At 37.4% G+C, this 23,405-nt stretch carries 22 protein-coding genes and 1 tRNA gene; 14 read left to right on the forward strand and 9 right to left on the reverse strand.

The window, feature by feature from the left end; all coding sequences use genetic code 11:
* The 3 genes from I2F17_RS12680 to sohB all read left to right on the forward strand — a co-directional run.
* A partial coding sequence (locus I2F17_RS12680) for a transposase (protein WP_211139098.1) occupies positions 1-183 on the forward strand: 183 nt, incomplete at its 5' end.
* A 600-nt stretch (positions 184-783) separates the two neighbouring features.
* Positions 784-2,415: an inorganic phosphate transporter gene (locus I2F17_RS03490; protein ID WP_196422859.1), complete on the forward strand. Its 1,632-nt coding sequence runs from the start codon at positions 784-786 to the stop codon at positions 2,413-2,415.
* 175 nt (positions 2,416-2,590) lie between these two features.
* Entirely contained in the window at positions 2,591-3,529 is a 939-nt protein-coding gene (gene sohB, locus I2F17_RS03495; RefSeq protein WP_196422860.1) for a protease SohB, read from the forward strand.
* Between the two features lie 49 nt (positions 3,530-3,578).
* On the opposite strand, the gene I2F17_RS03500 is transcribed toward sohB, so the two are convergent.
* On the reverse strand, positions 3,579-4,340 hold the full coding sequence (locus I2F17_RS03500) for a 5'-nucleotidase, lipoprotein e(P4) family (protein WP_211139099.1): 762 nt from the start codon (positions 4,338-4,340) through the stop codon (positions 3,579-3,581).
* A gap of 72 nt (positions 4,341-4,412) precedes the next feature.
* Positions 4,413-5,651, reverse strand: a complete 1,239-nt coding sequence (locus I2F17_RS03505; protein ID WP_196422862.1) for a L,D-transpeptidase family protein — start codon at positions 5,649-5,651, stop codon at positions 4,413-4,415.
* 178 nt (positions 5,652-5,829) lie between these two features.
* Here I2F17_RS03505 and hemE point away from each other — a divergent pair, with 178 nt between their 5' ends.
* On the forward strand, positions 5,830-6,903 hold the full coding sequence (gene hemE / locus I2F17_RS03510) for a uroporphyrinogen decarboxylase (protein ID WP_211139100.1): 1,074 nt from the start codon (positions 5,830-5,832) through the stop codon (positions 6,901-6,903).
* A complete protein-coding gene (locus I2F17_RS03515) occupies positions 6,904-7,728 on the forward strand; it encodes a DUF817 family protein (RefSeq protein WP_211139101.1) in 825 nt (274 codons plus the stop codon).
* 40 nt (positions 7,729-7,768) lie between these two features.
* Here the strand turns inward: I2F17_RS03515 and folE are convergent, their stop codons facing one another.
* The 5 genes from folE to I2F17_RS03540 form a co-directional block, all read right to left on the reverse strand.
* A complete protein-coding gene (gene folE / locus I2F17_RS03520; protein ID WP_196422886.1) occupies positions 7,769-8,317 on the reverse strand; it encodes a GTP cyclohydrolase I FolE in 549 nt (182 codons plus the stop codon).
* A 91-nt stretch (positions 8,318-8,408) separates the two neighbouring features.
* A complete protein-coding gene (locus I2F17_RS03525; RefSeq protein ID WP_196422865.1) occupies positions 8,409-9,095 on the reverse strand; it encodes a Smr/MutS family protein in 687 nt (228 codons plus the stop codon).
* Between the two features lie 107 nt (positions 9,096-9,202).
* Positions 9,203-10,009, reverse strand: coding sequence for an indole-3-glycerol phosphate synthase TrpC (trpC, locus tag I2F17_RS03530; RefSeq protein ID WP_196422866.1), 807 nt, complete (start codon positions 10,007-10,009; stop codon positions 9,203-9,205).
* Between the two features lie 21 nt (positions 10,010-10,030).
* The gene (gene trpD / locus I2F17_RS03535; protein ID WP_196422867.1) at positions 10,031-11,071 is read right to left on the reverse strand and encodes an anthranilate phosphoribosyltransferase; all 1,041 of its coding nucleotides are present in this window, start codon (positions 11,069-11,071) and stop codon (positions 10,031-10,033) included.
* Positions 11,072-11,076: 5 nt separating this feature from the next.
* Positions 11,077-11,661 carry an aminodeoxychorismate/anthranilate synthase component II gene (locus tag I2F17_RS03540; protein ID WP_211139102.1) on the reverse strand — a complete coding sequence of 195 codons (585 nt, stop codon included), beginning with the start codon at positions 11,659-11,661 and terminating at the stop codon, positions 11,077-11,079.
* Positions 11,662-11,935: 274 nt separating this feature from the next.
* Here I2F17_RS03540 and I2F17_RS03545 point away from each other — a divergent pair, with 274 nt between their 5' ends.
* The 7 genes from I2F17_RS03545 (at position 11,936) to I2F17_RS03575 (ending at position 18,048) form a co-directional block, all read left to right on the forward strand.
* Positions 11,936-13,045: an acyltransferase family protein gene (locus I2F17_RS03545; RefSeq protein WP_211139103.1), complete on the forward strand. Its 1,110-nt coding sequence runs from the start codon at positions 11,936-11,938 to the stop codon at positions 13,043-13,045.
* Between the two features lie 662 nt (positions 13,046-13,707).
* Entirely contained in the window at positions 13,708-15,117 is a 1,410-nt protein-coding gene (gene glnA, locus I2F17_RS03550; protein ID WP_196422870.1) for a type I glutamate--ammonia ligase, read from the forward strand.
* A 134-nt stretch (positions 15,118-15,251) separates the two neighbouring features.
* Entirely contained in the window at positions 15,252-15,686 is a 435-nt protein-coding gene (locus I2F17_RS03555) for a MarR family winged helix-turn-helix transcriptional regulator (RefSeq protein WP_196422887.1), read from the forward strand.
* A gap of 88 nt (positions 15,687-15,774) precedes the next feature.
* Positions 15,775-16,206: an organic hydroperoxide resistance protein gene (locus tag I2F17_RS03560; protein ID WP_211139104.1), complete on the forward strand. Its 432-nt coding sequence runs from the start codon at positions 15,775-15,777 to the stop codon at positions 16,204-16,206.
* Between the two features lie 173 nt (positions 16,207-16,379).
* Positions 16,380-16,892 carry a chorismate--pyruvate lyase family protein gene (locus tag I2F17_RS03565; protein ID WP_196422872.1) on the forward strand — a complete coding sequence of 171 codons (513 nt, stop codon included), beginning with the start codon at positions 16,380-16,382 and terminating at the stop codon, positions 16,890-16,892.
* Complete coding sequence (gene ubiA, locus I2F17_RS03570; protein WP_211139105.1) at positions 16,892-17,767, forward strand: 4-hydroxybenzoate octaprenyltransferase; 876 nt, start codon at positions 16,892-16,894, stop codon at positions 17,765-17,767. Before I2F17_RS03565 ends, ubiA begins: the two co-directional genes overlap by 1 nt.
* Before the next feature lie 44 nt (positions 17,768-17,811).
* A complete protein-coding gene (locus I2F17_RS03575; protein ID WP_196422874.1) occupies positions 17,812-18,048 on the forward strand; it encodes a hypothetical protein in 237 nt (78 codons plus the stop codon).
* A 153-nt stretch (positions 18,049-18,201) separates the two neighbouring features.
* Here I2F17_RS03575 and I2F17_RS03580 read toward each other — a convergent pair whose 3' ends face one another.
* Together I2F17_RS03580 and I2F17_RS03585 are read right to left on the reverse strand one after the other, a co-directional pair.
* Positions 18,202-18,639, reverse strand: a complete 438-nt coding sequence (locus tag I2F17_RS03580; protein ID WP_211139106.1) for a DUF2726 domain-containing protein — start codon at positions 18,637-18,639, stop codon at positions 18,202-18,204.
* Positions 18,640-18,699: 60 nt separating this feature from the next.
* Positions 18,700-18,775, reverse strand: a tRNA-Asn gene (locus tag I2F17_RS03585).
* A 309-nt stretch (positions 18,776-19,084) separates the two neighbouring features.
* Here I2F17_RS03585 and I2F17_RS03590 point away from each other — a divergent pair.
* Both I2F17_RS03590 and I2F17_RS03595 read left to right on the forward strand, forming a co-directional pair.
* Positions 19,085-20,278: an efflux RND transporter periplasmic adaptor subunit gene (locus I2F17_RS03590; protein ID WP_235985910.1), complete on the forward strand. Its 1,194-nt coding sequence runs from the start codon at positions 19,085-19,087 to the stop codon at positions 20,276-20,278.
* A 13-nt stretch (positions 20,279-20,291) separates the two neighbouring features.
* Positions 20,292-23,405, forward strand: a complete 3,114-nt coding sequence (locus tag I2F17_RS03595) for an efflux RND transporter permease subunit (protein ID WP_196422876.1) — start codon at positions 20,292-20,294, stop codon at positions 23,403-23,405.

Raw genomic sequence — 23,405 nt, forward strand, 5'->3', positions numbered from 1 at the left:
TCGGATATACAGGAGTTATTGGAACACTATGGGCATCAGATTTTATGGTTACCGCCTTATAGCCCTGATTTGAATTTTATTGAAAAGACTTGGGCATGGATTAAGAAAAAGAGAAAAGAATGGCAAGAGGATTGTATTGATCGACTCTTTCAGATGTTTTTTCATTTCTGTATGAGTAATTAGATTGTTTGACTATACAGCCAAAAACATATAAGAAATCGATGTTAAAGAAAGCATGTATAAGATTCGATTTGGGACTAAGGTGAGTATTTATTTTTATTTAGTTGTTTAATCATGGATCGACATGAGTAAAAACGATGTGTATTACACAAATTTCCTTTTTTATACCAACAATAAAACCCAGTCATTGTCATGTAGGTATTATAAGATCGGGTTTTTAAAATGACCAATATATAAAATAGTCATTTTATTGATGATGATGTGCTTTTGAGGGTATCTATTTGGCATTTAATGATGTTCAACATTGGTTAAATTCGTGTGATATCGCAAAAATTTAATCATTCAGTGATGTTCGTTAATCATATTGAAATATTTTTTGTATAGCTTATGAAAGCATTCAACATTTTAGGGCATTTATGGAATTAAAAAAAACTGACTAAAAACGGTACTCTACCATTTATCTTCATTTTATATCTTTCGTTTATTGCTTTTAAAAAAAGCAAATAGACTTAGACTCCCTATTGTCACGTCATTTTTGTCATATAACTGTCATAATTAGGGTGAACAATATGCGCATCTTATAGAGTCTATTATTTTGGCCGTATGAATCAGCAAAAAACACCTCAAGACAGCACCGCTCCAATGGCATCATCAGAGTTGTCGAAAAATGTAAATGTCCCAACGCCAAAGTTTTTTATGCCTGTTTTTCTAACAGTCATTATTGCAACGCTGATTTATATTGGATTTCAGTTACACAGTGATCTTTCAAGCGTTCCACCATTAAGTTTGTATTCCGTCATTTTACTTTCAACAGCTTTGTTTATTGCACTAGGTTTTGAGTTTGTGAATGGATTTCATGATACAGCCAATGCAGTTGCAACAGTAATTTACACCAATGCACTACCTGCACCTGTTGCAGTGATGTGGGCGGGTTTTTGTAATTTTTTGGGTGTTTTACTGGCAAGTGGTGCTGTTGCTTACGGAATTATTGCGCTATTACCTGTTGAAATGATTATGAATGTAGGTACAGGTGCAGGATTTGCAATGGTATTTGCAATATTAATTGCAGCCATACTGTGGAACTTGGGTACGTGGTTTTTTGGGATTCCCGCATCAAGCTCACATACGATGATTGGCTCTATTTTAGGCGTCGGGATTATGAATTACCTGATCAATACTGCTGCAAATGTGCAAAGTAGTGGTGTTGATATGGAACAGGTTATGAAGGTGGGTAAAGCCTTGTTGATCTCACCTTTAGTGGGTTTTGTTTTTGCTGCTATTGTATTTTTACTGGTGAAGTTTTTTTTAAGAAAGCAACTTGCATTGTTTCAGCCACCGAAAGGAACAGAACCACCACCACCTGTTATTCGTGCTTTACTGATTTTTACCTGTACAGGTGTAAGTTTTGCACATGGTTCTAATGATGGTCAAAAGGGCATGGGATTAATTATGTTAATTCTGATTGGTCTAGTACCTTTGGCATATTCTTTAAATAAAAATCTAGATAGTAATCAACTTCAGCAATTTAAAAATTTATCGAGTGAAACGGCATTGGTGATGTCTACAACACAACAACCTGCGCCTAATGTAGATACTGCTCGAAATGTATTGACACATTATATTCAAGATAAACAAGTCACCGCTGAAATTATGCCTGCTTTGGCCGTGATGACAGCACATGTTGGGCAAGTACTAACACCATACCAATCATTAAAAGATGTGCCTGAACATACTGTTGCACAACTACGTAATGAAATGTATTTAAATACCGCAACGTTAAAAGCACTCAATAAGCAAAAAGCATTGCCTGAATGGACAGCAGAACAACAAAAAACAGTCAAAGCTTATCAAAAAGGATTAGATGGCTTTTTACAATATATTCCAACATGGGTGAAAGTTGCTGTTGCTTTGGCGCTCGGATTAGGAACCATGGTGGGCTGGAAACGTATTGTGGTCACTGTTGGTGAACGTATTGGTAAAAACCATATGACGTATGGACAAGGAATGTCGGCAGAACTTGTTGCAATGACAACAATTGCAGCAGCAGATGGCTTGGGTATGCCAGTATCGACAACCCATGTTCTAAATAGTGCAGTGGCTGGGACTATGGTTGCAAATAAATCTGGTCTACAATGGGCAACCATTCGTAATATTTTATCTGCATGGGTGCTGACGTTACCTGTTACAATTTGTTTGTCTGGTGGATTATATTGGATATTTTTGGCAGTTTTTTAAACTTAATTTTTGTAAAAAACCTATGCATCGCATAGGTTTTTTTTACTTTTTCAATCATGTTTATATCATATAAAATGTATAATTTCAGTATTTACAATGATCTGAGCGCTTGATTTTTTAGTAAAAGAGTCCATATTAAACATACGATCAATAGTATTTAAAATTAGGCGGATATATGTTATTTCAGTTGCCAAAACTGCCTGCAGACATTCATGTCACTCATTTAAATGAGCGTTTGGACACTCAGAAAAAGAAAATTAAAGTGATTAAGCCTGAGCAAAAATTCTCTTTTTTAAGCTTGCTTAAATCAAAAAAATCAGCGAATAAAAAGAGTAAAGAACGTATTTTCGTTTTAGATTTTAAAGGTGATGTACAAGCTTCCGCTGTGGCGAATTTTAGAGAAGAAATTACACTGATCATTGCAACGGCAACGCCAAGGCAAGATCGTATTATTATTCGTCTAGAAAGTCCGGGAGGTGTGGTACATGGTTATGGTCTAGCTGCAGCTCAGGTGGCTCGTTTAAGAGATGCAGACTTTCACGTTACTGTATGTGTAGATAAGGTGGCAGCCAGCGGAGGCTATATGATGGCCTGTGTTGCCAATGAAATCATTGCTTCGTCATTTGCAATTTTAGGTTCGATTGGTGTTGTTGCACAAATTCCAAACTTTAATCGATTATTGAAAGATAAAAATATTGATTTTGAACAATATACTGCGGGTGAATATAAACGCACAGTGACCATGTTTGGTGAAAATACAGAAGAAGGGAAGACTAAATTTAAGCAAGAACTTGAAGAAACACATGAGTTGTTTAAATTGTTTGTAGAAAAATATAGACCGCAGCTTAATGTTGAACAGGTTGCAACGGGTGAACATTGGTTTGGTGAACACGCTTTGTCACTCAATTTAGTCGATCAATTAAAAACCTCAGATAGTTTACTGTTAAGTTTAATTAGTCAACATGATGTTTATTTAATTGGTACTCGTAGCAAACCAACTTTAGGTGAAAAATTAGGCTTGCAAGCTGCACAAGTTGCAGATGAACTTGTGCCTGTTGTGCTTAATAAATTAGTTGATGGTATGTTTAAGGCACAACAAAGTAAGATTCAATAAACTGACTTTGTTGTGAAAAACCACAGCACATACCAAGCTGTGGTTTTTTTTAATGCTCTTTCCATGTATCTAAAATATTTTTATGCCAACTGCCATAGCTTGCATTAGGTAATACAATCCAATCTGTCCCAAAATGTGCTTTATTTTTTTCTACGGCTGCTAAACCTTCAGATTTACTTTGCTTACTGTTAAACTCATTAGAAAAGTCATGTAATGTATCACCAAGCAACATAATCGTTTGATAGCCTTGAGCGGTGACCATATCGCGTCGTTTTTGTTTTGCAGGCCCTAAAAGAAGCACTTGATCTGCGTTGACTTGTGGTAATTTAAGTTGTCGCAATGTTGCAAGCGTTGCTGCTTTGTTTTCATCACTTCGATCGGAAATATAAAATATTTTAATTCCTTTATCATTTAGAAAATTAAAAAAGTCTAAACTACCTGCAATCAGTGTAGGATTTCCTGATTTTTCCCATGCTGACCACGTGTCCCAACCTGACCAATCGTGGCAAGCAAGCGTATCTCTTGCTAGTAAAGCACTATTATCTAGTACAGTTTCATCCAAATCTGTGACTACAGCCAATGGCTTAGTGATTTGAGGATGTTGTTCTAGATATTGTTGAATGCGCAACGTGGCGAGTGCATAGCTTTGCTGTTGTAATGCCTGAATTTCAGGTGAGCCTTGTTGGTACTTTAAGGCCATTTGATACTGTTGAATTGTACAATCAGGCGGTGCTTTAGCCAAAGCAGTTGTAGATAGGCATACACCGAATAATGTGCTCAAAATTGCCGCACTAAATTTGTTTTTTATCATATAAACCCCAAATAAGCGTTTTGTTGTGGATATAAAAAAGCACCCTAAATTGGGTGCTTTAACGAGAAAAAATTATTCTAAGAATTTAACGACAGTACCTGATTTAACTTTGCGACCGAGGTCATTGGCATCCCAGTTGGTTAAACGAATACACCCATGTGATGCAGTTTTAGAAATTGTAGATGGATTTGGTGTGCCATGTATACCAAACGAGCGCTTGCTTAAAGCAATCCAAATATTACCCACAGGTGCATTAGGGCCAGGAGGTAAAGAAAGTGGCTTTAAGTTATTCCCTTGTACGAAGTTACTTGGTGAGTAGCTATACCAAGGGTTTGGTGTGACACCTGTGACTTTATATGTTCCTGTTGGTGATGGTGTATCTGAACTACCAATGGTTGCTGGAAATGAACCCACCATTTGATTTTTTGAATTAAATAAGTAGAGCTGTTTTGCACCTTTGTGTGCCACAATTAAGTGAATGTCTTCAGATAAATTATTGCGAATATTGGTAACAATAATTTTTTGCCCAATTTTATTGAAATCTGCTTTTGGGTTAAGTTGTTTGAGAAAGCCTTCATCCATATGAAACTTTTCACCCAACATTTCTGTGACTCGAGTGTAATACAAGCCTTTCATTTTTGCTTGTAAAGCATAGTCATGTGGAATTTCTTTGGCATAAGGACCTTTGAGGTCACTTTCGCTAATCGTATATTCTTGAAAAGCAGGTTTATCTTGTGCGGTAACTAAAGCGTCCCATGTTTCTTGATCTAAAGCACCTGTGGTTTTTAAGCCTTGCATTTGCTGAAATGATGCAATGGCTTTGAGCATGTTTTTACCACTAGAACCATCGATTGCACCCGGTGATGCGTGTGCATTATTTAACATGACTTGTGCTCGAGCATAAGCAGGAAATTGCCCTCGACCAAGGCTTGATGACCATTCACTGTTATTTAAACCGTCAACTGTCCACGTACCTTTTTCAGATTTATTAAACGCTTTTGTTGTATTTTGTTTTTCAGCAGTTGTACCTGCGTCTATAGTTTGAGCCGTGTGTGAAACGTTATCTATGTGTTTTTGCTCTTCAGTACTGATTTGAACCTCAGATGCACTTGTATTAGATACTTGTTGATCTGCCATGACCTGAGAGGCGCCTTTATTATCAAGCACTAAAGGATCGATTGGATCTGCAACAGGTAATGATGCAACAGCAGTTGCATCTGTGGTTGCTACAGGAGTCTCTGAAGATACGGCAAATGCTGTTTGGCACATAATATAGCTTAGGCTCACAGCGAGTATTGAACGAACGAGCATGGATTAAACCTTAGAATTATAGTGTGATAAATCACAGTTAGTATTACAGAGTTTAAAATATCATGCATCAATTATTTTGTGCATATATAATAACAATGCTGTGCATCGTAAGGCTCTATTATCTAATTAAAAGAGTTTTTGTTATGATGGGGCAAATGAATAAGCCGTTGGAAAGGGCATGACTGAATTAAAAAATGATCGTTTTTTACGTGCATTATTGCGTGAACCTGTTGATACCACGCCCATTTGGATGATGCGTCAAGCAGGACGTTATTTACCTGAATATCGTGAAACTCGAGCAAAAGCAGGTGATTTTTTATCACTGTGTAAAAATACAGAATTTGCATGTGAAGTGACACTACAACCCCTTCGTCGCTATGCACTTGATGCGGCAATTTTATTTTCAGATATTTTGACAATTCCAGATGCATTAGGCCTAGGACTTTACTTCGAACCGGGTGAAGGGCCTAAATTTAATAAAGTTATTCGTACTGAGCAAGATATTCAAAATCTACCTAAACTAGATGTCAAACGTGACTTAAATTATGTTATGAATGCCGTATCGGCTATTCGCTCGGCATTGTCGGGGGCGGTTCCGCTCATTGGCTTTTCAGGAAGTCCATGGACACTGGCAACATACATGATTGAAGGTGGATCAAGTAAAGATTATCGCTACACCAAGCACATGTTATATAAAACACCAGAGCTACTGCATGCTTTACTTGATCATTTGGCTGACTCAGTTATTGATTATTTAAATGCGCAAATTGATGCAGGTGCACAAGCGATTCAAATTTTTGATAGTTGGGGCGGTGCATTGGCACACCGTGAATACGTAGATTTTTCTTTAAACTATATGACTAAAATTGTTTCTGGCTTGAAGCGAGAAAAAGATGGTCGCCGTATCCCGATTATTTTATTTACTAAAGGTGGCGGGCAGTGGCTTGATGTTATGCTTGAATCTGGTGCAGATGCCTATGGGTTGGATTGGACTACAAAGCTTGATCAAGCAAGAGTACAAATTGCAGGACGTGCAGCCGTACAGGGAAATCTTGATCCTGCAACATTATATGGTTCGTCTCAAAGTATAGAAAAAGCTGTAAAGGCGATGCTAGATGATGCTTATCGAAATGGTGAAAAAACGGGTTATATTGCCAACTTAGGGCATGGTATTACTCAATGGGTAAACCCTGATATGCCTAAAATATTTGTAGATACCGTACATGAATACAGTGCTAAGTATCTTGGTTAAATGAATCACATTTTTTCGTTTACTTTTTTGATAGCGCAGCGTCTGATTTCGGCTGCGCTTTTTGGTATTTTGCTTTTAATTATTTTTGCAATTACTTCATTAATGACAGATCAATCTTATTGGGGGTTCTACCGCTATGATTATCTGTTTTTTTGTGCAGTGCTCATTCAGATTTTAATGCTGTATTTTAAGCTAGAATCTTTAAATGAAGTTAAAGTCATTGCGCTCTTTCATCTCATGGCGATGTGCATGGAGTTAGTTTTAACGGCACCACATATTGGTTCTTGGCAGTATCCTGAACCTGCTATACTTAAAATACTGACCGTTCCTTTATTTGCAGGGTTTATGTACTCTGCGGTGGGAAGTTTTTTTGTTAGATTAATACGCCTATTTTCAGTTTGTTTTGAAAAATTACCTCATTTAGGCAATATGAGTGCACTGGCAGTTTTGGCATTTATAAATTTTATGAGTAAGTTTTTTATTGTAGATATTCGCAGTCTTTTATTTGTTTGGAGCATTCTCATTTTTTGGCGAACCAAAATATGGTTTAACGTACAACACTATACGATGAAGTTACCTCTTTTGCCTGTATTAATCTTTTTTGCTTTTATAATTTGGATTGCTGAAAATATTAGTACTTTTTATGATATTTGGGTATACCCCAATCAAGCTGATGGCTGGCGTTTGGTGTGGTTGGGTAAAATTGGTTCGTGGTATTTGTTGTTATTGTTAAGTTTTGTGTCGGTGTTGGTATTGTTAGGACAGCGTCAAAAAAATGGTCATTGGTACATGCGTGAACAATTTATTGGGCATAAAAAAAGATAAGTACAGGACTTATCTTTTTAAGTTTTTATTTTAAAATAAATTAGTAGCTTTCAGGGACTGCACTTAAAAACTCTCGGCGAGCATCGGTATTGGATTTAAAATCACCTAAAAAAGAAACTGTACGAGTTGTTGAATTTTGTTTTCCAACACCACGCATCATCATACACATATGTGCAGAGTCAATGACCACAGCAACACCACGAGCTTGAGTGACACTTTCTACGGCTTCAGCAATTTGTTGGGTTAAATTTTCTTGGATTTGTAGTCGTCGAGCAAACATTTCTGTAATACGTGCAAATTTAGACAACCCTAATACGTTGCCTTCAGGTAAGTACGCGATATGCACACGGCCATAAAATGGCAATAAATGATGTTCGCATAATGAATAAAATTCAATATTTTTCACCAAGACCATCTCTCGATTGTCTGAGGGAAAAACAGCACTATTGGTGACTTCTTCAAGACTTTTTTCGTAGCCTGAAGTTAGATAAGAGAATGCTCTTGCCGCACGTATAGGCGTGTCTTTCAGCCCTGGGCGTTCTAAATCTTCACCAATGGTTTGGAGTATATGTTGGTAGGATTGCTGCATAGACATAACAGGTGTTCACTTACACAGATTAAGCAAGGGCGACATTGTAACAGAAAATTCTATAAGCGCATGCTTCAATCTTAAAAAAGCTTTAGGCTTTCTCGTTTTTTATTGGTACACGGCGTTTGAGTAAAACCAGTACTGCTCCTGTACCACCTTGATTTTCTGGTGCACTGACAAATGCAAGAACATCTTGGTGTTGTCTGAGCCAACCGTTCACATACGTTTTTAAGATCGCTTCAGGCCCTTTACCATGTACAATTTTAATCACTGTTTGATTTTCAGTTTTTGCCATTTGAATAATATCTAATACCGCAGTTCGAGCTTGTTCAACTGTACAACCATGCAAGTCTACAGCTTCAAACCAACGAAGTTTTCCTGTTTTAAGCTCGTCAAATACTTTGTGCTGTAACGTTGTTGTGCGATAACTTAAGCTTTGTTGGCTTCCAACAGGATTAAGTATAGCTTGTGTGTCAGACATGGCAGTTGTGTCATGCTCATGCGCACCCTCAGCCGCAGCACGTTTAGCAAGTAACTGAGCATCGAGCTTTTTTTTCTGCACTTTAACAGGAGCAACATGATTGCTGTGTGCAAATTTTTCGACACCTTGCATGGCTTTTTTAAATAAATCATCATCATTTTGAACATGGGCTTGTTCAGTGGACATGTTGGATACTTGGGCTTTGTGGTCTGCGTGTTGCATGGGACTTATTTGTTTTCGAAATGCTTTAAGTAGCTTTTCTTGCTCTTTAGATAAGAAACTATCTTGTTTGCTCATGTGTTCAGTCACCATAAAATAAGATGGACGAGAGATCGTGTATAACAATGAAAAAAGATGGCAGTATTTAAACGACCATCTTCTTCATAATTGCGGCATATTTACGGTTACATGGATTTTGGTTGACCAAATAACTCAAAAAATGCTTGGTCTGGTGCAGCATGTTTCATAAAACTTTCACCGACTAAAAAGTGGTTAATATGATGTTCTTGCATTAATGCGACATCTTGTGGTGTTGCGATTCCACTTTCTGTAATTAACATGCGATGTTGAGGTAACATGTTTTTAAGTCGAATGGAGTGTGATAGATCGACATTAAAGGTTTTTAAATCTCGGTTATTTACCCCAAGTAGACAGCGTTCATCTAACATTAGTGCACGTTCAAGCTCGATTTCATTATGAACTTCAACAAGGACATCTAAACCATACTCAAATGCAGTTTTAGACATTTCTTCAAGTTGCTGATTGGATAAACAGGCAACAATAAGCAAAATACAGTCAGCATCAATTGCTCTAGATTCTACAACGTTATATGGGTCAATCAAAAAGTCTTTTCTTAGTGCGGGTAAATGGCAGTGTTGACGTGCAATGTGTACATTTTCATCTGCACCTTGAAAAAAATCAATGTCTGTAAGGACAGATAAACATGCCGCACCTGCATGCTCATACTGTTGTGCTATTTCAGCAGGGTTAAAATTTTGACGAATAATACCTTTAGAGGGAGAGGCTTTTTTTATCTCCGCAATTACACCTGGTTTTTTATGTAATAGAGCATGGGCAAAACCACGTACAGGACTGGCTTGTTGCGCCAATTGTTCTAGGTCATAGAGGCTATGACGTTGCTGTCGTACAGTGAGTTCTTCGACTTTGCGGTCAATGATTGTACCTAAGATTGTGTTTTTGATATTGGTCATGTCTGTACTCAACTGTAATGTTTAAACCATTTTTAAGTTTTTGGTAAACTCAGCAAAAACACTCATCTTTTCTAGTGCTTGGCCACCATCAATAATATCTTGTGCAAAAGCGACCCCTTGAGCATAACTGTTCGCTAAGCCTGAAACATAAATTCCAGCACCTGCATTTAATGCAATCATTTGTGCAGCTTTATGACCGAGGTCTGATTTTTTGCGTCCAAGCGCATTTTGAATTAATTTTAGGCTTTGTGCAGAGTTTTCAATGCTCAGGCCTGTCAGTGTTTGAGAGGTGATTTGAACATCTTCAGGACATATAGACCATTCCCAAATTTGACCTTCACGTAATTCAGCAACATGTGTAGATGTAGCAAGACTCACCTCATCAAGCCCATCTTGTGAGTGCACAACCATTACATGTTCAGCCCCAAGTTGTTTTAACACTTCAGCCAGTGGTAGACATAACTCTTTGGAAAACACACCAACCACAAGTCGTTTTACACCTGCTGGATTGGTGAGTGGGCCAAGTAAGTTGAAAATAGTGCGTATCCCTAAATCTTTACGGGCTTTAATGGCATATTTCATGGCTTGGTGATGATTGGGTGCAAATAAAAATCCAATTCCCATTTCACGAATACAGCGCTCGGTTTGCTGAATATTTAAATCTAGCTGTATGCCTGCTTGTTCAAGTAGGTCAGAAGAGCCCGAAGAACTAGATACTCCGCGATTGCCATGTTTTGCAACATGTGCACCTGCAGCTGCAATAACAAAACTTGATGCGGTTGATACATTAAATAAATTTTGACCATCACCACCAGTACCAACAATATCAACCAAATGTTCTACATGGGTGGTATCGACTGGAATCGCAAGCTCTCGCATAACCCGAGCGGCAGCGGTAATTTCTTCAATGGTTTCGCCTTTTAGACGAAGCCCCATGAGTAAAGCACCGATTTGTGCATCTGTTGCTTGACCTTGCATAATCGTACGCATGACTGCGGTCATTTGTATATCGGTCAGGTGAATCTGTTTGGTGATGTGGTTGAGTGCTTGTTGAATGTTCATTGTGCTTATTTATAAATCTCTAAAAAATTCTTAAAAACGTCATGGCCGTGTTGGCTCAAAATAGATTCTGGGTGAAATTGCACGCCTTCGATTGGCAGTGTCTTGTGGCGTACACCCATAATTTCCTCGATTGAACCATCTGTATTTTCAGTCCAACAAGTCACTTCTAGACACTTAGGTAAACTGTTTTGATCAATCACCAATGAGTGGTAACGTGTTGCAGTAAAAGGTGAGGGTAGATGACTGAAAATCCCAACATCGTGGTGATACATTTCAGATAAACGCCCATGCATGACTGTTTTTGCACGCACCACTTCGCCGCCAAAGGCTTGGCCAATACTTTGGTGCCCTAGACAAACGCCTAAGATCGGAATTTTACCTGCAAAGTGTTGAATTGCATCTAATGAAATACCTGCTTGTGTCGGGGAGCAAGGCCCAGGACCAATCACAAGGTATTTAGGTTGCCATGATTCAATGTCTTGTAATGATACTTGGTCATTGCGAACAACTTTAACCTCTTGATTTAACTCGCCAAAGTATTGGACGATGTTATAGGTGAAGCTATCGTAATTATCAATCATTAAAAGCATTTTGTATCCAACCTTTTGAAAAATAATGATTTATTTAAATATGATGGGGTGAGTTACTCAAACTATTACCCAAAAAATTTACAATGCGAAGTTTAATTTAACATTATTTTGTCGCTTTGTGGCAATTTAAGCGATTCATCTGACATCTTAGCGATCGCTATAAACAGATTTAATTGATCTATTACACGATGGGCATTGTTTTGGGGGTGGAACCACCAAGGCTATTGCCCTCCTAAATATTCCCTTTTTTTCTTTAAAATTTACTTGATTGCTTATGCGTAATTATAACATTGATATTTTGCGTGGATTTTCGATACTTTTGGTTCTCATTCATCATTTTAATATTCCTTATAAACTCGATGACACCTTTTTTAATGTTCAAATCTTTGGAGAAAATTTAACTACGTTGGTGGCTCGAAATGGCAATTATGGGGTCACTATATTCTTTGTCATATCTGGTTTTTTAATTACTCAGCATCTGTTGCGAAAAGAAAATTCTTGTAAAAGCATTGATCTAAAAAATTTTTATATTCGAAGAATCGCTAGAATTTTTCCATGTTTAATTTTACTCATTGTGATGGTGACTGCTTTAAAGCTGTTTGGTTTGAGTGCTTTTATGAATCATGCGCCTCGCCATATTGAGGTGTCTTATGGCATGACAATTTTATCTGCGCTTACTTTTTGGATGAATATTTTAATTATTGAAAATGGCTGGGTGAATTACGCGTTAGGGGTGCTTTGGTCATTGTCTGTTGAAGAGGTATTTTATCTTGTTTTTCCTCTCCTTTATTTGGTTTTAGGGCGTGGTAAGGGGTTAATTTTAGTTTTATGTGCTGTGATAATGTATGCACCTTATTTTCGTTCTTTACATTTTGCTCAAGACAATGAAGCGTATCTTTATCACTATTTCTCTAGTTTTGATGCCATAGCGATGGGGTGTTTAACCGCTTTATATACACCATATAAAAGCATGCCTTCTTTGTCCCGTATGACACCAATCGTATTGATTGTGTTGATGGTTGCGTTATATCTCTATGCACCAATTAAAGAGGTCAGTACATGGTCGATGAGCGTATTTGCCCTTTTGACTGCAATGTTGATTCTTTGTTGGTCTAAACCACAACATCAAGAAAAAGATAGTGTCGTGTTGTTTAAAGTTTTGATATGGATTGGACAACGTAGTTATGAAATATATTTATTTCATTTGGTGATTTTAGGTATGTTTAAAGTGATCTATATGCCTAAAGTCACTTTACCGTATGAAAAAACAATCCTACTGGTGGCATATTTTATTCTTGTATTTACTTTAAGTTGGGTGATTGAAAAATATTATTCAACTCCATTGAATCTGAAAATCAGACATCGTTTTATTGATAAAAAATAGTGTAATGAATTACTTAGTTCAGATGAATGATTCAGTTTTTGACAATTCATCATGAGGACAGACTTTCATTTTTAACCACATTTGACTTAGATAGAATCAAAGACAATTCTATTTTTTAAGTGTTGTTGTCTGATGATATCAATAGGTTTAATGTTTGGCCGATGATTTGAGTTTGTTCGATACATTGCAACCAATAAAAAAAATGGTGGTGCCTTAAGTAGACGTATGGCACCTGAGAAATTATCATGACTTGTGATGATGTATTTTTTTGGTGCGAAATATTCCTGTTTAAGTGAAAAGAAGAGAGGGTTTTGCGTATTTAAATGGTCTTTCATCGTATTTTTTTATTTTTTATCATTTTATTGGATTAAAATTAGTTCAAATATTGATTATTGAGATGTTTGTGCACTTAGTTTGTGCATTTTTTTAAAGAAAAAGGCAATTAATAGAGTAAATATGTATCAATGTTTATTTTTGGTGCGTTAGATAAATAATCATTTGTAATTTTGTATATAAAAATAGAAAAAAGTGATAATGTATTTTCTTGTTATCAACACCTTAGCCTCGATTGTCTAAGTTGGCATGAGAGTTGCTTTTCTAGGGGGTAACAACCAACATGCACTTCGCAAGTGCAATAAAATATGTTAAATGGAGCAAAGAGCATGTCAAACAAGGTTCTTGAACTAATCAAAGAAAGCGGTGCTAAATGGGTTGATTTTCGCTTTACCGATACAAAAGGTAAAGAGCAACATGTCACGTATCCATCTGATTCAGTTGATGAAGATAATTTTGAAGATGGTAAAATGTTTGATGGTTCTTCAATTGCAGGTTGGAAAGGCATTGAAGCATCAGACATGATTTTACGCCCAGATGCCAACAGTGCTTTTATTGATCCATTCTTTGCTGAACCAACTGTTGTTGTTACTTGTGATGTTATTGAGCCAGCAACTGGACAAGGTTACGAACGTGATCCTCGTTCAATCGCACGCCGTGCAGAAGAATATTTAAAATCTACAGGAATTGGTGACACGGCATTTTTTGGCCCAGAACCAGAGTTTTTTGTATTTGATGAAGTGAAATGGGACATTGATATGTCTGGTGCACGTCATACAATTTATGCAGAAGAAGCAGCATGGTCTACAGGTAAAGACTATGACGCAGGTAACTCAGGCCATCGCCCTCGTGTAAAAGGTGGTTATTTCCCTGTACCACCTGTAGATTCTCATCATGATATGCGTGCAGAAATGTGTGCAAAAATCGAAGAAATCATGGGACCTGGTCGTGTAGAAGTACATCACCATGAAGTTGCATCTTGCCAGTTAGAGATTGGGGTAAGCTTCAACACATTGGTTAAAAAAGCAGATGAAGTACAGCAGTTTAAATATGCGATTCACAATGTTGCGCACCAATATGCAAAAACAGCAACATTTATGCCAAAACCAATGGTAGGTGACAATGGTTCGGGCATGCATGTACATATCTCAATTGCAAAAGATGGCAAAAACTTATTTGCAGGTGATGAGTATGCAGGATTGTCAGAAATGGCACTGTATTTCATTGGCGGTATAATTAAGCATGCACGTGCATTAAATGCATTAACTAACCCTTCAACGAACTCGTATAAGCGTTTAGTTCCGCATTTTGAAGCACCAATCATGCTTGCGTATTCTGCATGTAACCGTTCTGCATCAATTCGTATTCCCTATGTTTCTAGCCCGAAAGGCAAACGTATTGAAGCGCGTTTCCCAGATCCTACAGCTAACCCATACTTATCATTTGCAGCATTACTTATGGCGGGCCTTGACGGTATCCAAAATAAAATCCACCCAGGTGGCCCTGCTGATAAAAACTTATATGACTTACCACCAGAAGAAGAAGCTAAAATTCCAACAGTGGCTCATAGTTTAGATATGGCACTTGAAGCTTTGGCTGCAGACCATGAGTTCTTGCTAAAAGGTGGAGTATTTACTAAAGATACAATAGATGCATTTATTGAATTAAAAACAGAAGAAGTACGTCGTTTAAATACAACCGTACATCCAGTTGAATTTGATATGTATTACAGCGTTTAATTTGAAATAAAAAAAAGCTCACTTCGGTGGGCTTTTTTTGTTTACATTGAGTGAGATAGATTACCTACATCTTAATTTTTTATATAAAAATGCTATAATGTTCAAATAGATTGATCAATTGTGAGTGATACATGCTGGAAAAAGATGAACTTCTGAAACTCGAGAACCAACTTTGTTTTGCTGTGTATTCTGCTAATTTATCGTTTAATCAAAAGTACCGTAAACTTTTACAGCCATTAGGATTGACGTACTCGCAGTACTTAGTAATGTTGGTTTTGTGGGAAAAAAAACAAGCAACAGTGTCAGATATTGGTAAAAGGCTGTTCTTAGAGTCTTCGACTTTAACACCTATGTTGAAGCGTTTAGAAGGGTTAGGATTTATTGCACGTAAGCGTTCTGCACAAGATGAAAGGCAAGTGATTATTACGCTTACCCAAACAGGTGCAGATTTAAAAGCATTGGCAGAAAATATCCCTGAAAAAATTCAGTGTGAAAGTGAATATACGTTACAAACTATCCTAGATATTAAACACCAATTAAACGATTTACGTGATAGGCTAATTAAGTAGGTCGAGATTTATTGTATAGGCTGTATTGACATCTTAAATACATCGTGTACGATAAAGTTGCAAGATAATTAAATATTGGAGCATAAAAATGTCATTAGAAAAAGTGGTTTATACTGCAAAAGCTGTAGCAACAGGTGGTCGTGACGGACGAGCAACTTCAGATAACGGCGCTTTAGATGTAAAACTGGGTGTACCTAAAGAAATGGGTGGCGCAGGTGGTAATGATGTGACCAACCCAGAACAATTATTTGCAGCAGGTTATTCAGCATGTTTTCTTGGAGCAATGAAGTTTGTTGCAGGCCGTGATAAATTAAATATCTCAAAAGATGTATCTGTGGCTGGTGAAGTCGGAATTGGCCCTGTTCCAACAGGTTTTGCCATTCAAGTAACATTAAATGTCTCTTTACCGGGTATGGGTGAAGAAGAAGCCACTAAATTGGTTCAAGCAGCACATATTGTATGCCCATATTCAAATGCAACACGTGGTAATATTGATGTTACATTAAATGTGACGACTTAATTCGTTAACATTAAAATAACACTCAAAAATGCTCACACCTTGTGGGCATTTTTTATGATGAGGTTTGAAAAAATAATGGCGTGGCTGTTTTATTTTAAATGGCGTTATCAGTCAGAAAAAAATCATGTAAGATGGTGGCCTGAAAAATTCATTATTAATGTAAGTAGTCGTGCATGTTTAAAAATGCTCAAGTACGTTCAGTATCTGCTGCTCAAGACATTCCAGATGTATTACAGTCGTGGTTGTATGCCTCGGGCTCTTTAACTGCACAGCTAACCCAATTATCAGAAGGTCAGTTTAAAGTTACGCCTGTTAAAGAAAGATTTGAGCGACAAAAACGAGAATATAATCAATGGTTAAATATGCCATTGCACCATACTGCATGGGTTCGAGAAGCATTACTTTATGGTTCAGAATCTTTTCCATGGGTAAAAGCCACCAGTATTTTTCCAATCACGAGCATACAAAAAAGAGCTCGAATTTTTAAAACATTGGGCAATAGACCTATAGGTTGGTTTTTATTCCAAAGAACTTCTCCTGTGTGTGAGCGTCGTATATTAAAACTTGATGAGGGTTGGGCACGGCAAAGTCACTATCGATGGCATGGTTGCTCATTTATGGTTCAAGAGATATTTCTTGTATCATTTGAAGAATATTTATATCGAAAGCAAAAAAAAGGTCTGTAATGACAACATTTCAAGGACGCTGGACACAAAAAATATCTGCATATTATCGCCTGTGTCGCTTGGATAAACCGATTGGGACAGAGCTTGTACTGTGGCCAACATTGTGGGCATTGTGGATTGCATCAAATGGCATACCCAATCTAAAAATTTTATTGATTATGATTTTAGGTGCTATATTTATGCGTGCTGCAGGTTGTGTCATTAATGATTTTGCTGACCGTAAAGTCGATTTACATGTGCAACGAACCAAACATCGTCCTTTAACAACAGGTGAAATATCCTCCAAAGAAGCCTTAACATTATTTTTCATCTTGCTAGGGGCAAGTGCAAGCTTATTGATCTTTTTGCCGATCACGAGTTTTTATTGTGCACTGGCTGCCTTGTTTCTCGCATGTGTTTATCCGTTTATGAAACGTTACACACATTTGCCTCAAGTGGTCTTAGGTGCTGCATTTTCATGTTCTATTCCTTTGGCTTTTACCGCAGTAGGTCGTCCGATAGATTTAACATGTGTATTATTATATATGGGTAATTTGGCATGGACAGTGGCATACGATACACAATATGCAATCACTGATCGGGTAGATGATTTGAAAATAGGAGTCAAATCAACCGCCATTTTATTTGGTCGCTTTGATCTTGCGATCATTGCGATCTTGCAATGTTTAAGTACATTACTGATTGCTTGGGCAATGTATAGAGATGATATACTGCATCCATATGGAACGATTGCTTTAAGTGTGGTGATCATTGATTTTTTATATCAGTGGTGGAATACACGACATAGACATCCACAGCAGTGTTTTAAAATGTTTTTGCACAACCGTTGGGTGGGTATGATGATCTTTATTGGTATATTTTTTAGTTTGTTGTAGCTACTCGATAGTCAGCAGATAAATCTTGTGGAGAAGGGTGTAAAATGACTCAAAATCAGCGTCAAATTAATAAAAAACGATGGATTATTTTTGGTGTTGCTTTACTGTTGCCTATATTATTGGTTTTATTGTTGTTTGTTGCTGCATCTCAAGATGCAAAAATGAAAAAACAATATGAAGCAGAAAGAGCATCGTATGCTGAGAATTATCAAAAAACACAAAGTGAGCAATTGATTGCTTCAGATCCAGAAGCTCGTACATCGTCAAATGTAAAACCTTAAAAAGATACCGCCATGTTGGCGGTTTTTTGTTCTACAGTGCTTAGATATGTACAGTTTGTTTGCTGTAAGATAGTCTTTTACGTTATGTGGTTTATTGTTTGTATGATTAAACGATTCAATGTTCTGATGAGTCATATGGTGTTTTGAATGCTTTTAAGACAGTAGATCTTTTCTAAGCTGAGTGGTCGATGGAATAGCAGTGTAACGAAATACTCGGTATCCTGCTTGATTTAACATATAGTCTCTAAAAGCATCTTCTTGCTCTTTTCCTTTATGGCTTGGATCATCTAACTCTATAATCGCAACCACTTGCATACTTTTTGTCGTAATTACAAAATCTGTGACTTTTCGATTAAATTGATTGCGAAATTTATAATCTTCACTGGTAATTAAGGCACTAAAAGCCACTTGCGTGAGGATATGGTGATGAGGGAATGCTTGATGTAAACGTACAAACATACGTGTTTCAAATTTGGTAATAATAGGTCGTGAAAAATATTGTTTGCGCTGTTTAAAAAATACATTCCATATGATGTATATGGCTACAAAACAAAGGCCGATTAGTAAAATAATAGTGTGTTGTTGTGACATGGAAAATAATTACTCAGGGCCATAAAAAAACCCATTCAAATTGAATGGGTTTTTAGAATTTGGCTCTCCAACCTGGGCTCGAACCAGGGACCTGCGGATTAACAGTCCGTCGCTCTACCGACTGAGCTATTGGAGAATCTGAAATGGATTTTAAAGACAAGTGCCTGTTGAGTCAAGCGCCATTGCAAAAAAAATGTCACAAATGCATCTATTTGCTTTAAAAATAACCTTTTTAAAGAAGAGGTGTATTAATTGTGTTCAAGCGTGACTTTTAAGAAAACGTTCACTTTTGTTCTGTAAAGATATATACAAGATATATTATTTTTTTTTACATGAAAGACATGATTCATTCATGAATATAATGAATACTATGTACTTAAAAGTCATGAATAAATGTCTTTATACCGATAAAAGCAGTACGCTATTTACAAATTAAGGTTGCGCTATGTCTGGAAGAATAAAAACCATTGTATGGTTTGCAGTGGTTGTGGTGGTGTGTGCAGGTATTTATTTCTATTTTAAGTTGCAACCTTCTAAAAATGAAAAAGCAAACATGAAATTTAACAGAGATACACCTGTGCAAGTGGGGGTTGTATCCTTGCAAGATGTACCTGTTCAGTTAAATGCCTTAGGTACAGTTGTGGCAGACAAAACGGTCACGGTCACTAGCCGTATTACCGGACACTTACAGCAGGTTTATTTCCAAGAGGGTCAGTATGTCAAGCAAGGACAATTGTTAGCTCAAATCGATGTTCAGCCTTATCAGGCGACATTAGAACAATACCAAGGTACATTGTCTGAAAGTCAAGCACAATTGAAAAATGCACAGCTTATGTTGGCACGTTATCAGCGTTTATATGCCAAAGATTCTATTGCCAAACAAGATTTAGATACACAAACGGCTACCACCACACAGTATCAAGGTGCGGTAAAATCTGCTGAAGGACAAATTAAATCTGCAGCGTTAAATATTCAGTATGGACGCATTACAGCACCTATTTCTGGTTATATTGGGCTCAGAAAAATAGATGTAGGCAATACAGTGAGTGCAGACAGTACTAGTATTGCTGTGATTACTCAAATGCAACCGATGGCAGTTACGTTTAATATTCCACAAATTAATATTGCCCATATCATTCAACCTTTACGACAAGGTCATGCGTTGAGTGTAGATGCATTTGATCAAGCAGGAGCACAACGTATTGCCGAAGGTCAAGTTAAAGTGATTAGTAATGAAATTGACAGCACCACAGGCACAGTCATGCTCAAAGCGATGTTTGATAATAAGGATAATGTATTGTTTCCTAATCAGTTCGTTAATATTAAATTGAAAGTAAATACGTTAAAAGATGCGATGACGGTCCCTAGTGCCGCAGTGCAGATCGGAACAGGTGGTAAATATGTATTTGTTATTGATGATCAATCTATAGCACAAAAAGTGACGGTGTCTACAGGCCCTGAAACAACAGATGGTCAAGTGGTCATACTCAATGGTTTAAGTGTGGGACAAAAAGTTGTGACCAGTGGGGTGAATGCTTTGGGCAATGGGAGTAAGGTCAATATTGTGACACCTGAAAAAGTTGATGTGAGTGTACTAGATGCTGCAAAACAGCATGATCATAACAAACGCCCACGTTGATGAGTAATCTGGTATGAATCCATCTCGTATTTTTATTGAGCGCCCTGTAGCTACGCTATTAATAATGATAGCCGTGGTGCTTACGGGTCTTTTAGGATATAAAAACTTATCTATTTCAGCCTTGCCTGAGGTCGATTATCCTGTAATTCAAGTCACTACGTTATTTCCTGGGGCAGGGCCTGAGGTGATGACAAGTGGCGTGACTGCACCTTTAGAGCGTCAGCTTGGACAAATGGCAGGTTTAAGCCAAATGTACTCTACAAGCTCAGGAGGCGCATCGGTAATAACCCTTAAATTTAGTTTAAATACATCTTTGGATGTTGCAGAACAAGAAGTACAAGCCGCAATTAATGTAGCTGACTCATTATTGCCTAGTGGACTACCAAATAAACCCAGCTACAAAAAAGTTAATCCTGCCGATACAGCAATCGTTACTTTAGCGGCCAGTTCTGAAACACTGCCGTTAACGCAAGTGCAAGATGTATTGAATAATCGTGTAGCACTTAAGTTGTCACAAATTTCTGGTGTTGGTTTAGTGACGCTCGCTGGTGGCCAACAAACAGCAGTGCGTATAAAAGCCAACCCTATGTTATTGGCACAACATGGCTTAGCATTAAGTAATATTTTAACGGTAGTTAATGCGTCAAATGTGAATGGTTCAAAGGGTGGATTTGATGGCCCAAACCAATCTATGACGATTGAAACCAATGATCAATTACGCAGTGCAGATGATTATAAAAATCTTATTTTAAAATATAACAATGGCAGTGCAATTTATTTAAAAGATGTAGCTGATGTGGAACAGGCTCCACAAGATATATATCAAAGTGCATCTGCAAATGGTCAACCTGCTATTATTATTAATGTACAACGACAACCCGGAACCAATGTGGTGGCGATTGTCGATAGTATTCGTCAACAATTACCTGCGTTGCAAGCCAGTTTACCTGCATCTGTCAAGTTAACCATACTCTCTGATCGTACACAGACCATTCGAGCATCCATTCATGATGTGCAGTTTGAATTAATTTTGGCCATGTGTTTGGTGGTCATGGTGTCTTTTTTGTTTTTAAGAACATTTGCAGCAACATTTATTCCGAGTATTACGGTGCCTCTGTCTATTATTGGGACTTTTGGGGTGATGTATTTGGCGGGTTTTTCACTGAATAACTTAACGCTCATGGCATTAACAATCGCAACAGGTTTTGTGATCGATGATGCGATTGTTGTTGTTGAAAATATACAGCGTCATATTGAACGTGGTGATTCTCCGATGCAAGCGGCCTTGAAAGGGTCAAAAGAAATTGGTTTTACGATTGTTTCTTTGACCATTTCTTTAATTGCTGTACTAATTCCTTTACTGTTTATGGGCGATGTGATTGGGCGTTTATTTAGAGAATTTTCAATTACTCTTGCAGTATCTATTTTAGTATCTATGGTCGTTTCTTTAACCTTAACACCGATGTTGAGTGCTTATTTACTCAAGCATATTCCAGAGCATAAGCATCATCGAGTTGCGCAAGTATTTGGACATGGCTTTGAAAAATTGTTGCAAGGTTACGAGCGTTGTTTAAAGTGGGTACTGTCACATCAAACATTCACTTTAATGGTTGCCATTGCCACACTGTTTTTTACTGTCATTTTGTATGTTTTTATTCCTAAAGGTTTTTTTCCTACACAAGACACTGGTTTAATTCAAGCAACCACCATTGCACCTCAAGATATTTCATTTGCTCAAATGGCAAAAAGACAGCAAGAATTGGTGCAGATTTTAGCAAAAGATCCTGCGGTCGATGCGATTTCATCTGTGGTTGGTGTAGATGCCGTGAATAACAGTACACTCAATACAGGCCGTTTACAGATTAGCTTAAAAGCCTTTTCAGAAAGAGACAGTGCCGATACGGTGATTCATCGTTTGAAACAAGATGCTGAAAAAGTCACAGGAATTTCACTATATGCCATTAAAAATCAAGATTTAAGTGTTGATGATCAAGTCACTCCGAGCCAATATCAATTTAGTTTAGATACATCAGATCAAAAAGATTTAGAGTTTTGGACATCAAAAATGTTAGATGCTTTACATCAGCACGCGATGTTCCGTGATGTGACAGAAAATTTACAGCATCAAGCCAAAGTGGCTTATGTCGATATTAATCGTGTAGAGGCGAGTCGTTATGGATTAACTGCAACAGATATAGACAATGCTTTATACAATGCTTTTGGTCAGCGTTTGATTTCAACGATTTATACTCAAGCGAATCAATATCGTGTGGTGTTAGAAGTTGATGAGCAATATAAAAAAGATATGTCTGCATTTACAAATATTTATTTGGCCAATGCGAGCAGTACAGCAACAACAAGCACAACCACCAACCCTGCGATGGTGCCATTAAGTAATTTGGTCAGCATTTCTGAGCGGACAGGGTATTTAAACTATACGCGTATTGATCAGACACCTGCGGTGACTTTTTCTTTTAATTTGGCTTCTGGTTATACGCTAGATGATGCCAATCAAATGCTCACCCAAATTCAATCTGAGATTGGCTTGCCACATACAGTGAATTATAAGGCACAAGGTGCTTTGTTGGCATACACGGCAACTGGCTCAAATACCTTGTGGTTGATTTTGGCAGCGGTTGTGACGATGTATATTGTATTGGGTATTTTGTATGAAAGCTGGATTCATCCGATTACTGTACTTTCGACTTTACCTTCGGCTGCAATTGGTGCATTACTTGCACTGCGTTTAAGTGGCACAGAGTTTTCCTTAATTGCTTTAATTGGGATTATTTTATTGATTGGTATTGTGAAAAAAAATGCCATCATGCTGATCGATTTTGCGATTGAAGAAAAATCACAGGGTAAATCTGCACGTGATGCTATTTATCAAGCATGTATTTTACGTTTTAGACCTATTTTGATGACCACCTGTGCTGCATTATTGGGTGCTATTCCACTGATGTTTGCAGCTGGCTCAGGTGCAGAATTGCGTCAACCTTTGGGTTTGGTGATTGTGGGGGGGTTGATTTTTAGTCAATTGCTTACACTGTTTACCACTCCTGTCATTTATTTGGCTTTTGAGCGTTTAGTTACACAAAATAAAAAACCAACACAGTTGGAGCGATGA

This window comes from Acinetobacter baretiae, from assembly GCF_015627105.1.
Classification (GTDB): domain Bacteria; phylum Pseudomonadota; class Gammaproteobacteria; order Pseudomonadales; family Moraxellaceae; genus Acinetobacter; species Acinetobacter baretiae.

Bases quoted from the DNA above. Each gene is read 5' to 3' on its own strand.
- I2F17_RS03490 (WP_196422859.1), top strand. From the start codon at position 784: ATGAATCAGCAAAAAACACCTCAAGACAGCACCGCTCCAATGGCATCA.
- sohB (WP_196422860.1), top strand. From the start codon at position 2,591: ATGTTATTTCAGTTGCCAAAACTGCCTGCAGACATTCATGTCACTCAT.
- I2F17_RS03525 (WP_196422865.1), bottom strand. From the start codon at position 9,095: ATGAGCAAACAAGATAGTTTCTTATCTAAAGAGCAAGAAAAGCTACTT.
- glnA (WP_196422870.1), top strand. From the start codon at position 13,708: ATGTCAAACAAGGTTCTTGAACTAATCAAAGAAAGCGGTGCTAAATGG.
- I2F17_RS03515 (WP_211139101.1), top strand. From the start codon at position 6,904: ATGAATCACATTTTTTCGTTTACTTTTTTGATAGCGCAGCGTCTGATT.
- I2F17_RS03590 (WP_235985910.1), top strand. From the start codon at position 19,085: ATGTCTGGAAGAATAAAAACCATTGTATGGTTTGCAGTGGTTGTGGTG.
- I2F17_RS03500 (WP_211139099.1), bottom strand. From the start codon at position 4,340: ATGATAAAAAACAAATTTAGTGCGGCAATTTTGAGCACATTATTCGGT.
- folE (WP_196422886.1), bottom strand. From the start codon at position 8,317: ATGCAGCAATCCTACCAACATATACTCCAAACCATTGGTGAAGATTTA.
- I2F17_RS03595 (WP_196422876.1), top strand. From the start codon at position 20,292: ATGAATCCATCTCGTATTTTTATTGAGCGCCCTGTAGCTACGCTATTA.
- I2F17_RS03565 (WP_196422872.1), top strand. From the start codon at position 16,380: ATGTTTAAAAATGCTCAAGTACGTTCAGTATCTGCTGCTCAAGACATT.
- hemE (WP_211139100.1), top strand. From the start codon at position 5,830: ATGACTGAATTAAAAAATGATCGTTTTTTACGTGCATTATTGCGTGAA.
- I2F17_RS03575 (WP_196422874.1), top strand. From the start codon at position 17,812: ATGACTCAAAATCAGCGTCAAATTAATAAAAAACGATGGATTATTTTT.
- I2F17_RS03505 (WP_196422862.1), bottom strand. From the start codon at position 5,651: ATGCTCGTTCGTTCAATACTCGCTGTGAGCCTAAGCTATATTATGTGC.
- I2F17_RS03545 (WP_211139103.1), top strand. From the start codon at position 11,936: ATGCGTAATTATAACATTGATATTTTGCGTGGATTTTCGATACTTTTG.
- I2F17_RS03540 (WP_211139102.1), bottom strand. From the start codon at position 11,661: ATGCTTTTAATGATTGATAATTACGATAGCTTCACCTATAACATCGTC.
- I2F17_RS03560 (WP_211139104.1), top strand. From the start codon at position 15,775: ATGTCATTAGAAAAAGTGGTTTATACTGCAAAAGCTGTAGCAACAGGT.
- I2F17_RS03580 (WP_211139106.1), bottom strand. From the start codon at position 18,639: ATGTCACAACAACACACTATTATTTTACTAATCGGCCTTTGTTTTGTA.
- trpC (WP_196422866.1), bottom strand. From the start codon at position 10,009: ATGACCAATATCAAAAACACAATCTTAGGTACAATCATTGACCGCAAA.
- ubiA (WP_211139105.1), top strand. From the start codon at position 16,892: ATGACAACATTTCAAGGACGCTGGACACAAAAAATATCTGCATATTAT.
- trpD (WP_196422867.1), bottom strand. From the start codon at position 11,071: ATGAACATTCAACAAGCACTCAACCACATCACCAAACAGATTCACCTG.